At 75.9% G+C, this 10,293-nt stretch carries 9 protein-coding genes; 6 read left to right on the forward strand and 3 right to left on the reverse strand.

What is annotated here, in order from left to right:
- Positions 1 to 373: LysE family transporter (locus RKE29_RS23640; RefSeq protein WP_312007607.1), on the forward strand; the 373-nt coding region annotated here is incomplete at its 5' end.
- A 211-nt stretch (positions 374 to 584) separates the two neighbouring features.
- Here RKE29_RS23640 and RKE29_RS23645 read toward each other — a convergent pair.
- The 3 genes from RKE29_RS23645 to RKE29_RS23655 all read right to left on the reverse strand — a co-directional run bounded on the left by RKE29_RS23645 (position 585) and on the right by RKE29_RS23655 (position 4,722).
- Positions 585 to 2,033 carry an aldehyde dehydrogenase family protein gene (locus RKE29_RS23645; RefSeq protein ID WP_312007608.1) on the reverse strand — a complete coding sequence of 483 codons (1,449 nt, stop codon included), beginning with the start codon at positions 2,031 to 2,033 and terminating at the stop codon, positions 585 to 587.
- Positions 2,034 to 2,249: 216 nt separating this feature from the next.
- Positions 2,250 to 3,254 (reverse strand): helix-turn-helix domain-containing protein, encoded by a 1,005-nt coding sequence (locus RKE29_RS23650; protein ID WP_312007609.1) that lies wholly within the window; start codon positions 3,252 to 3,254, stop codon positions 2,250 to 2,252.
- A gap of 538 nt (positions 3,255 to 3,792) precedes the next feature.
- Positions 3,793 to 4,722, reverse strand: coding sequence for a phenylalanine 4-monooxygenase (locus RKE29_RS23655; RefSeq protein ID WP_312007610.1), 930 nt, complete (start codon positions 4,720 to 4,722; stop codon positions 3,793 to 3,795).
- Positions 4,723 to 5,114: 392 nt separating this feature from the next.
- On the opposite strand from RKE29_RS23655, the gene RKE29_RS23660 reads away from it, so the two are divergent.
- The 5 genes from RKE29_RS23660 to RKE29_RS23680 all read left to right on the forward strand — a co-directional run bounded on the left by RKE29_RS23660 (position 5,115) and on the right by RKE29_RS23680 (position 10,133).
- Positions 5,115 to 6,122 carry a DEDDh family exonuclease gene (locus tag RKE29_RS23660; protein ID WP_312007611.1) on the forward strand — a complete coding sequence of 336 codons (1,008 nt, stop codon included), beginning with the start codon at positions 5,115 to 5,117 and terminating at the stop codon, positions 6,120 to 6,122.
- A gap of 216 nt (positions 6,123 to 6,338) precedes the next feature.
- Positions 6,339 to 6,572 (forward strand): hypothetical protein, encoded by a 234-nt coding sequence (locus tag RKE29_RS23665; protein WP_312007613.1) that lies wholly within the window; start codon positions 6,339 to 6,341, stop codon positions 6,570 to 6,572.
- A 149-nt stretch (positions 6,573 to 6,721) separates the two neighbouring features.
- Positions 6,722 to 7,558: an SURF1 family protein gene (locus RKE29_RS23670; RefSeq protein WP_312007614.1), complete on the forward strand. Its 837-nt coding sequence runs from the start codon at positions 6,722 to 6,724 to the stop codon at positions 7,556 to 7,558.
- 30 nt (positions 7,559 to 7,588) lie between these two features.
- Positions 7,589 to 9,373, forward strand: a complete 1,785-nt coding sequence (locus tag RKE29_RS23675) for a glycoside hydrolase family 15 protein (RefSeq protein ID WP_312007615.1) — start codon at positions 7,589 to 7,591, stop codon at positions 9,371 to 9,373.
- 4 nt (positions 9,374 to 9,377) lie between these two features.
- Positions 9,378 to 10,133 carry an SDR family oxidoreductase gene (locus RKE29_RS23680; RefSeq protein WP_312007616.1) on the forward strand — a complete coding sequence of 252 codons (756 nt, stop codon included), beginning with the start codon at positions 9,378 to 9,380 and terminating at the stop codon, positions 10,131 to 10,133.
- The last annotated feature ends 160 nt before the right edge of the window (positions 10,134 to 10,293 follow it).

Here is a 10,293-nt window from a genome sequence, read left to right on the forward strand (position 1 = left end):
GGCCGACGGGGAGCCGGGCGCGGCCGCGCGCGTACCGGCCGGCGCCGCGGGCGCGGTGGAGCCGGCGCCCCCGGCCGCGCGGGGCGGGGCGTTCCGGCAGGGGCTGCTGAACAACCTGCTCAACCCGAAGATCGCCCTGCTGTTCCTGACCCTGCTGCCGCAGTTCGTCGCTCCGGGCGAGCCGCGCCTGCGCACCAGCGCGGTGCTGGCCGGCGTCTTCCTGGGCCTGGCGCTGGTGTGGTGGTGGGTGTTCTCGCTGGCCGTCTCCCGCGTCGCCGGGCTGCTGCGCGCGCCCCGGGTCAGCCGCGCGCTGGACGCGGCGGCCGGCGCGGCGCTGGTGGGGCTGGCGGTCCGGGTCGCCGCCGAGTCGTGACGCCTGCCGGGCCCGCGGTCCCCGGCAGGCGTCCGGGACGGCCGTACCGCCGCCCCGCGCGAGGCGGTTGCCTTCCCCCCCCGCCGCGTCCCAGGCGCCGCGTCCCAGGCGCCGCGTCCCAGGCGCCGCGTCCCAGGCGCCGCGTCCCAGGCGCCGCGTCCCAGGCGCCGCGTCCGAGGAGCGCGGCCCGGGCGCCGCGTCCGGCCGCCGCTCAGCCCAGGTTGACCCACACCCCCTTTGTCTCGGTGTACTCGTCGATCGCCTGCGGTCCCATCTCGCGGCCCCACCCGCTGGCCTTGAAGCCTCCCCACGGCGCGGCCGCGTCGGGGATGGGCAGCGAGTTGACGAACACCGCGCCCGCGCGGATGTCCGCGGCCATCCGGTGGGCCGTCGCCAGGTCGCGCGTCCATACGGAGGCCGCCAGGCCGTACGGGGTGCGGTTGACGCGCTCGGCGAGTTCGTCGGCGTCGTCGTAGGACAGGACGGACAGGACGGGCCCGAATATCTCCTCGCGCGCGATGGTCATGTCGTCCCGTACGGCCCCGAAGACCGTCGGCCGGTAGAAGTGCCCGGCGGACAGCTCCCCGTCGGCCCGCTCACCGCCGACGACCATGTGGGCGCCCTCGGCCACGCCGGTGCGCACGTACTCGTCCACGCGCCGCAGGTGCTCGTCGGAGACCAGCGGTCCCAGCGCGGTCTTCTCGTCCGAGCCGGGGCCCAGCCGCAGGCTGTCGGCAGCCGACGCGAGCTTGTCGGTGAACTCGCCGGCCCGCCGCCGGTCCACGTAGAAGCGGGTGTAGGCGGCGCAGACCTGGCCGGAGTTCAGCAGGGCGCCGTGCAGGCTGCCCTGGACGGCCGCGTCGATGTCGGCGTCCTCGGCGATGACGCTCGCGGCCTTGCCGCCGAGTTCGAGGGTGACCCGCTTGAGGCTGTCCGCCGCGCTCCTGACGATCTCCCGCCCGACGGTGGTGGAGCCGGTGAAGGACACCTTGTCGACGCCCTCGTGGCCGACCAGCGCGCGCCCTGCGGCCGGGCCGCCGGTGACGAGGTTGACCACACCGGGCGGGAAGCCGGCCCGCTCGCACAGCTCGACCAGCCGCACGGTGGTCAGCGGGGCCTGCTCCGGAGGCTTGACAACGACGGTGTTGCCGCAGGCCAGCGCTGGGGCGAGCTTCCATGAGGCGATCATGAGGGGAAAGTTCCACGGGGTGATGAGCGCGCAGACGCCCACGGGTTCGCGGCGCGTGTAATGGAGGGTGTCCGGCAGGGACACCGGCACCACCGCGCCCTCGATCTTGGTGCACCAGCCCGCGAAGTACCGGAAGTGCTCGGCGGCGCCCGCGACGCTGACCTCGCGGGCGATCCCGATCGGCTGCCCCTGGTCGCGCGTCTCCAGCGCGGCCAGCTCATCGGCGTGCTCCTCCACGAGGTCGGCCACCCGCCACAGCAGGCGCGCCCGCGCGGCGGGGGCGAGCCGGGTCCAGGCGGGGTCCTCGGCGGCGGCCCGGGCCGCCGCGACGGCCGCGTCCACGTCGCCGCCGGACGCCTCGGCGCAGCGGCCCAGCGGTTCGCCGGTGGCGGGGTCGTACGTGGTGAACTCGGCCCCGCCGTCCGCGGCGCGCCAGGCACCGCCGATGAACAGGCGACTGCGAAGAGTCATCGGACACCTTCCAGGAATCTCGGTAACCGGCCAGGCGCCGGTGTCTGGTTCAGCACGGAGAGCAAAAGAAAAACCAGCAAAGTCGACATATGCATGACAACCCCTCGGGCATGGGCCATCGCGGCGGCCACGCGGGCGGACGGCCGCGCGGGCGAGGCGGTACGGGCGGTCAGGGCGCCGGGCGCCCGGGAGGGGCGGGAACGCGGGTCGGGCCGGTCAACCGCCCTGGATCGCGGCCAGGTCGACGCAGCCGCGGCTGTCGGCGCAGGCGCGGTACTCGCGCGGGCTCACGCCGTACGCCATCTTGAAGGCCCGGCTGAAGTGGGTGGCGTCCAGGAAGCCCCAGGCCGCCGCGATCGTCCCGATCGGCCGGTCCGCCAGCAGGGGGTCCCGCAGGTCGCGGGCGCAGCACTCCAGGCGGCGACGGCGGATCCAGCCCGAGACGGTCAGGCCCTCGGCGCTGACCAGCTTGTGCAGGTAGCGCACGGAGATGTGGTGGGCGGCGGCGATGGTCTCCGGGGACAGGCCGGGATCACTCAGCCGCGCCTCGATGAACTGCTTGATCCGCAGGCACAGGGCCCGTCTGGTGGCGTCGCCGTCGGCCGGGCGCGCGTCGAGCCGCTCGGCGTAGACGGTGGTCAGCAGGTCCAGCACGTTCGTGGCCAGCCGGACGCCGGCGAACCCGTCGACCTCGTCCATGCGCTGGACCAGCTGGGTGAGGAACTGGCTGACCAGGGCGCCCAGTCCGTGGTCCCCGTCCGTGCGGGTGGCGGTGAGCCTGCCGATCTCGTGGTCGTGCAGGCGCAGCAGCTCGCGCGGGAACATGAACACCACCACCCGGAACGGCCCGTCGCAGGCCACCGTGTACGGCCGGGTGGTGTCGTAGATGGTGAAGTCGCCCGCTTCGAGCCGCGCCTCGCGCCCGTCCTGGACGATCAGCGCGGAGCCGGACGTCTGGAGCATGAGCTTGTAGTAGTCCGGGTCGCTGCGCGCGATGAGCCGCGGCGTGCGGCTGACCACGTGGGGCTGCGTGCGCAGCTCGCTGATCCCCATGGCGCCGAGGCTGCGCTGCCGGATCTCGGCCGGGAAGCGCTCAAGCGACACGCGCGGCTCGGTCCGGGGCACGGCGTCCAGTGGCACGAACGCGTTCGACACCAGGTGACGGAAGTAGTCGAACTGCTCGCACGCGGGCACGTCCCCTGTCGCGTGCGACTGTGCCATACGGCCTCCCAGGGCGCCGCGGCCCCTTCGCGCGGTCTTCCAAGCCAACGGGGTCAGCCTTGTCGGCCGCCCGCTTTCGCGCAAGCCGTTCGCTCCGGGATGGCCCGAATCATTCCTTCCGCGCCGAGGCGGGCGCCAAACGCCCCGATTATCCGGGAGTGCCCGCGGCCCTGACACCCGGTACGGCGCCGCGGGCACTCCGTCTTCTCGCATGGCACGACACCCGTACGCGCGCGGCGGTTCTCCCGATGCCATGGCGTCCCCCTGAAGGATGTCGTGTCGTGTCGGCCGCGTGGCCGCGGTGCCTCGGCTGCACCCCCGTGACAGCCGAAGGAACCGGCCGCCGGCCGGCGCCGGAGCGCCGGTCGGCGTGCGAACCGTCCTGCTGCGACCCCTCCCCCGTCCCCCGTCCGGCACCACCCGGCCGCAGCAGGCACCGTGAGCGATGCCGTGCACTCATCGTGCCGCGGTAGCGACCATTCCTCTTTGACGAGAGCGAACACCACTTGACATCCGGTGCACGGCGTGCGGCTGGGAATCAGGAGCGCCGTGTGCCGAAGCCGGCCAGGTAGCCGCGCAGGGCCTCCGCGGCCTGCGCGAGGGAGCCGGCCGCGAACAGCACCGGCTGCCGCCGGGTGATGTCGAAGTCCTGCGCGGTGACGGCGGCCACCGAGAAGTCCCGTACGGCCGCCGCGTCCAGCGCCCGCAGCTCGTCCGCGGACGACAGCAGCGCGCCGCCGTAGGCGCGCACCCGGCCGCCCTCGCGCACTGCTCCGGCCTCCAGCGTGAACCAGAAGACGCGGTCGAACTCGGCGGCCTCGGCCGCGTCGCGCGCGCGTCCCGCGGCCTGCCCGGCCCGGCGGTACAGGTCCGCGAGCACGGGACTGGCCAGCGACACGGCGTGGCCGACCAGTTCGTGGATCAGGTCGGGCTCGGGCGAGTAGAACGGGGACGCCGGGTCGCGCAGGTACTGGGTGGACAGGAAGCAGCCCTCTGCCAGCGCCCGGTAGAACCGCTCGCCGGAGACGGTGCCCTCGGCGGGCTCCAGGCGGAAGCCGGTGAGCCGCGTCAGGCGCTCGGAGACCTCGGCCAGCTGCGGGACGCGGGTGCGCGGCAGGTCCAGGCTCCGCGCCGCCTCGCGGTACTCGGCGCAGGCGCGGTCCTCGTGCAGGGCGTCCAGGGCCCGGTGGACGGCGGCCCAGGTGGCGTGCTCGGCCGGCGTGTAGTCGACGTGCGGCAGCGGCCCGCCCGGGCGGTAGGTCCGGCTGACGCGCTGGATGTGCTCCCTGCGCCGGGCGTAGGCGGACCCGGCCGCCGCGCCGGGCCCGGGCGGGCCCTCGGAGCCGCCGGGGCCGGACGGGCCGCCAGAGGCGTCCGGTTCATCCGGTGCGCCCGGTACGTCCGGCGTGGAGGGGGCGAGCTCGGAGGGGGCCGCCCGGGGCGCGGGCACGGACGGACCGAGAGCCACAGGGCCCGGGTGGGCGGGAGACAGGGTGCCCGGGTGGGCGGGAGACAGGGTGCCCGGGTGGGCGGGAGAGACAGCACCGGGGCGGTCGGGGGTGGCGGGGGTGGCGGATACGCGCGGTCGCATCATTTCTCCTCGACGTGGCCGGAATCGGCCTGGGGACACACGCACGCAACGGGGTCGCCATCGTCCCATACCGCCCCGCGCGTGCCCGGGCGCGGACCGGCCGGCAGGACGGCCGGGCCCTGTCGGCCCGCCCGTGCGGCCGGCCGGTGCGGGCGGCGGGGCGACCGGGCGAGGGCCGACACTTCGTCAACGACCGGGCGGCGTACGGGCTACGGTCGGCGGCGCGCTCGCCAGGGGGCTGTCGGCGGCGGCCCTTATGCTGGGGCATCATGCTCGAACACCGCACGCCGGCCGCGCCCCGGACGCCCCGTCAGCCCGCACCCGCGCACCGGTCCTGGCCCGCGGGTTATCCCGAGGGATACGCGGTGGTCGACGTGGAGACCACCGGCCTGGCCCGGCACGACCGCATCGTCTCCGCCGCGGTCTACCGGCTCGACGCGCGCGGCGCCGTACAGGACCACTGGTACACGCTGGTCAACCCGGGCCGCGACCCGGGCCCGGTGTGGCTGCACGGCCTCACCGGCGACATGCTGGCCGGTGCCCCGGCCTTCCCGGACGTGGTGGCCGAGCTGTCCGAGCGGCTGGACGGCCGGGTGCTGGTCGCGCACAACGCCGCGTTCGACTGGTCGATGATCGCCAGGGAGTACGCGCGCGTGGGCGCCGCCGCGCCCGTGCGGCAGCGGCTGTGCACCATCACCCTGTCCAAGGCGCTCGGCCTGCCGCTGCCCAACTACAAGCTGGAGACCCTGGCCGCGTACTACGGCGTCGAGCAGCGCCGCGCCCACCACGCGCTGGACGACGCGCGCGTGCTCGCGGAGGCCTTCGGGCCGAGCCTGCTGGAAGCGGCGCGCGGCGGGCTGCCGCTGCCGCTGCTGGCCTGCCGGCCGCTCACGCAGTGGGCCGAGGAGCCCGCCGCCTCCGCCCCGGCGCCCCGGCGGCCGCCCGGCGCGTACCGGACCTGGCGGCCCAGCCGCAGGCGCCCCGCCTGCCCCTACCCCAACCCCGGGCGGTACGAGCCGGGCGGGCGGCTCGTGCAGGGCATGCGGGTGGCCTTCTCCGGCGACACGGCGGCGGACCGGGAGCTGCTGGAGGACCAGGCCACGGCGGCGGGGCTGCACGTCGCCGGCAGCGTGTCGCGGCTGACCAGCCTGCTGGTCACGAACGATCCGCAGGGCCCCACGACCAAGGTCGCCAAGGCCCGTACGTTCGGCACGCCGGTCGTGGACGAGGCGGCCTTCGTGCAGCTGCTCCAGCACGTGGGCCCGGCGCCGGGCTGACGGACGGGCCGGCGGACGGGCCGGCGGACGGCCGCGCGGCGGGCCGGACGGGTCCCGGGAGCCGTCCGCACCGGTCGGCGTGGCGCCGCGGGCGGCGCGCGGTGCCTCCGGGGCCGCCGGGGCACACGGCGCGCGTCCCGGCATTCAGGTGAAGTCCGCGCGACGCGCCCGCCCCGGCGGGCCGCCGCCCGCGGGCGGCCCCGCATGCTGTGGCGCATGGCACGTTGCGAGGTTTGCGGAAACGACTACGGCATGACGTTCGAGGTGCACGCGCAGGGCGCCGTCCACGTCTTCGACTGCTTCTCCTGCGCCATCCACCGCATGGCACCCATCTGCGAGCACTGCCGCTGTCAGATCATCGGCCAGGGCGTGGAAGCCGACGGGCACTTCTACTGCGGCGCGCACTGCGCCCGCGCCGAGGGCAAGGTCGGCATCGTCGACCACGTCTGACCGCGCGCGTCCCGCGTCCCGGAGCCCGGCCGTCCCGGAGGAGCGCGACGCGCGCCGGAAGGCCCCGCTCCCGGGCCCGGGACGCCCGGATTGTCCGGGCGAGGCCCCCACCGGCCGCCCCGCGCGCGGCGCCGAGTAGTGTCGGTGGGGTGTACCGCTTCCTGTTGTCGCGGCAGTGGGTGGTCCTCACGCTGGTGGGGCTCCTGCTGATCCCCGTCATGATCCGGCTGGGCTTCTGGCAGCTGCACCGCCACGAGCACCGGGTCGCGCGGAACCACCTGATCGCGGACAGCCTCCGCGCCCCGGCCGCGCCCGTGGCGGACCTCACCGCGCCCGGCCGCCCGGTGCCCCGCGCGGACACCTGGCGGACGGTGACCGCCACCGGCCGGTACGACACGCGGCACGAGGTCGTCGTGCGCCAGCGCACCGGCTCGGACGACCAGTCCATCGGCTACTTCGTGGTCACCCCGCTGGTCCTCGCCGACGGCCGCGCCGTACTGGTCAACCGGGGCTGGATTCCGGCCGGCGGCGACCTGGTCGCCTTCCCGAAGGTGCCCGCTCCCCCGGCCGGGCGGGTGACCGTCACCGGCCGGCTGCGGGCCGACGAGAAGCCCGGCAACGGCGTCCGGGACAAGAAGGGCCTGCCCGACCGGCAGGTGATGCTGATCGACAGCCGTAGGCAGGCCCCGGCCCTGGGCCGCTCCGTCCTGGGCGGGTACATCGAGCTGACCGGGTCGGACCCGAAGGGCTCGGGGCAGCCGGAGCCGGTCGGCCCGCCGGATCACAGCAGCATCGGGCCGCACATGGCGTACGCGATCCAGTGGTGGCTGTTCGCCGCCTGCGTGCCGGTGGGCTGGGTGGTGCTGGTCCGCCGCGAGCTGCGCGACCGGGCCGCCGCGCGGGCCGAGGCCGCGGCCGGCACGCCCCCCGGCGGCGCCTCCGGAGCCGGCCCGGCCCTCGCCCGGACAGCCTCCACGACGGACTAAGGGCCCTGGTCGCAGGGAAGACGGCCCTGCGTGGCTCAACGCATCGAGGACTACGCGCTCATCGGCGACCACCAGACCGCGGCGCTCGTCGGCCGGGACGGGTCGGTCGACTGGCTGTGCTTCCCCCGCTTCGACTCGGCGGCCTGCTTCGCCGCGCTCCTCGGCGACGCGGACAAGGGCCACTGGCGGCTGGCCCCGGCGGGCGCGGACACCTGCGCCCGCCGCACCTACCTCGACGGCTCGCTGGTGCTGGAGACCGTCTGGGAGACCGCGTCCGGCAGCGTCCGGGTCGTCGACTTCATGCCGCAGCGCGACCGCGCGCCCGACCTGGTGCGCATCGTGGAGGGCGTCTCGGGTGCGGTGGAGATGCGGGGCGTGCTGCGGGTGCGGTTCGACTACGGGCGGGTCGTGCCGTGGGTGCGCCGCTGCGACGGCCACCGGGTCGCCGTCGCCGGGCCCGACTCGCTGTGGCTGCGCTCCGAGCCGGCCGTGCGCACGTACGGGCGGAATCTGAGCACCCGCTCGGAGTTCACCGTCTCCGCCGGGCAGCGGGTGGCGTTCGTGCTGACCTGGCACCCCTCGCACGAGCCGCGGCCGCGGCTGGTGGACCCGTACGACTCCCTGGAGCGCAGCCTGGCGGACTGGCGGGCGTGGAGCGCGCGCTGCCGCTACCGTGGCCCCTACCAGGAGGCCGTGACCCGCTCGCTGATCACCCTTAAGGCTCTCACCTACGAGCCCACCGGCGGCATCGTCGCCGCGCCCACCACCTCCCTGCCCGAGGTGCCGGGCGGCGTCCGCAACTGGGACTACCGGTACTGCTGGCTGCGCGACTCCACCCTCACCCTCGGCGCGCTGGTGGCCGCCGGCTACCAGGAGGAGGCCGCCGCCTGGCGCGACTGGCTGCTGCGCGCGGTCGCCGGGAACCCGGCCGACCTGCAGATCATGTACGGGCTCGGCGGCGAGCGGCGGCTGCCCGAGCTGGAGCTGCCGTGGCTGCGCGGCTATGAGCGGTCGGCCCCGGTGCGGGTGGGCAACGGGGCCGTGGGGCAGTTCCAGCTCGACGTGTACGGCGAGGTGCTGGACTCGTTCTCCTACGCCCGCGCGCGCGGGCTGGCGGCCGAGCCGCACGCGTGGAAGATCCAGCAGGCGCTGATGGAGTTCCTGGAGTCCGCCTGGCGCGAGCCGGACGAGGGCCTGTGGGAGGTGCGCGGCCCGCGCCGCCACTTCGTGCATTCCAAGGTCATGGCCTGGGTGGCCGCCGACCGGATGGTGCGCACGGTCGAGTCCCGCCCCGGGCTGCCCGGCGACGCCTCCCGCTGGCGGGCCCTGCGGGAGGCCGTGCACCGCGAGGTCTGCGCGCGCGGGTACGACCCGGAGCGGGGCACCTTCACCCAGTCGTACGGCTCGGCCGAACTGGACGCGGCCACACTGCTCATCCCCCGCCTGGGCTTCCTGCCGCCGTCCGACCCGCGCGTGGTGGGCACCGTCGACGCGGTGCGGCGCGAACTGGGCGTGGACGGGCTGCTGCGGCGCTACACCGCCGACGGCACCTCGGTGGACGGCCTGCCGGGCACCGAGAGCGCCTTCCTGGTGTGCTCCTTCTGGCTCGTCGACGCGCTGCGGCTGACCGGCCGCGCCAAGGAGGCCCGCGCCCTCTACGAGCGGCTGCTGGCGCTGCGCAACGACGTGGGCCTGCTCGCCGAGGAGTACGACCCGGCGACCGGCCGGCAGCTGGGCAACTTCCCGCAGGCGTTCAGCCACATCGGCCTGGTGGGGGGCGCGCTGTCGCTCGGCGCGCCGGCCACGGCAGACTGACCTCATGGATCTCGGACTCACCGACCGCGTGTACGTACTCACCGGAGCCACCCGGGGGCTGGGCCTGGCGGCGGCGCGCGAGCTGGTCGCCGCCGGCGCGCGGGTCGTCGTCAGCGGCCGCGACAAGGACACGGTCGCCGCCGCGGCGGCCGCGCTCGGCCCGCGCGCGCACGGCCTGACAGCCGACAACGCCGACCCGGACGCCGCCGGCCGGCTGGTCGCCGCCGCCCGCGACGCCTTCGGCCGCTTCGACGGTGTCCTGGTCAGCGTCGGCGGCCCGCCCGCCGGCCTGGCGGCGGACAACACCGAGGAGCAGTGGCGGGCGGCGTTCGAGACGGTCTTCCTGGGGGCGGTGCGGCTCGCGCGGGCCGCCGCCGCCGAGCTGGCCGAGGGCGGCGTGATCGGCTTTGTGCTGTCCGCCTCGGTGCACGAGCCGATCCCCGGCCTGACGATCTCCAACAGCCTGCGTCCGGGCCTGGCAGGCTTCGCCAAGTCGCTGTCGGTGGAGCTGGGGCCGCGCGGGGTACGCGTGGTCGGCCTGCTGCCCGGCCGCATCGACACCGACCGGGTACGCGAGCTGGACGCGCTGACCGGCGACCAGGAGGCGGCCCGGGCGCGCAACGCGGCGGCGATCCCGCTGGGCCGCTACGGCAGGCCCGAGGAGTTCGGCAGGGTGGCGGCCTTCCTGCTGTCGCCCGCGGCGTCGTACCTGACCGGGGTGATGCTGCCGGTGGACGGCGGCCTGCGGCGCGGCTTCTGAAAGGGGCCGGGACAGGCCGGGCAGGGCCGGGCCTGCGGCGGCCCGGCGGGCCCGCCGCCGGGCCGCCGCAGGGTGCGGGACCGGGTACGCCCGTAGCCGCGCCGGGGCAGCCCGCCGCCGCCGAGCGCAGCCCTCAGCTGCCCGCGGGCGATGCGCCGGG

This window comes from Streptomyces sp. B1866 (genome assembly GCF_031932565.1).
Taxonomy (GTDB): Bacteria; Actinomycetota; Actinomycetes; order Streptomycetales; family Streptomycetaceae; genus Streptomyces.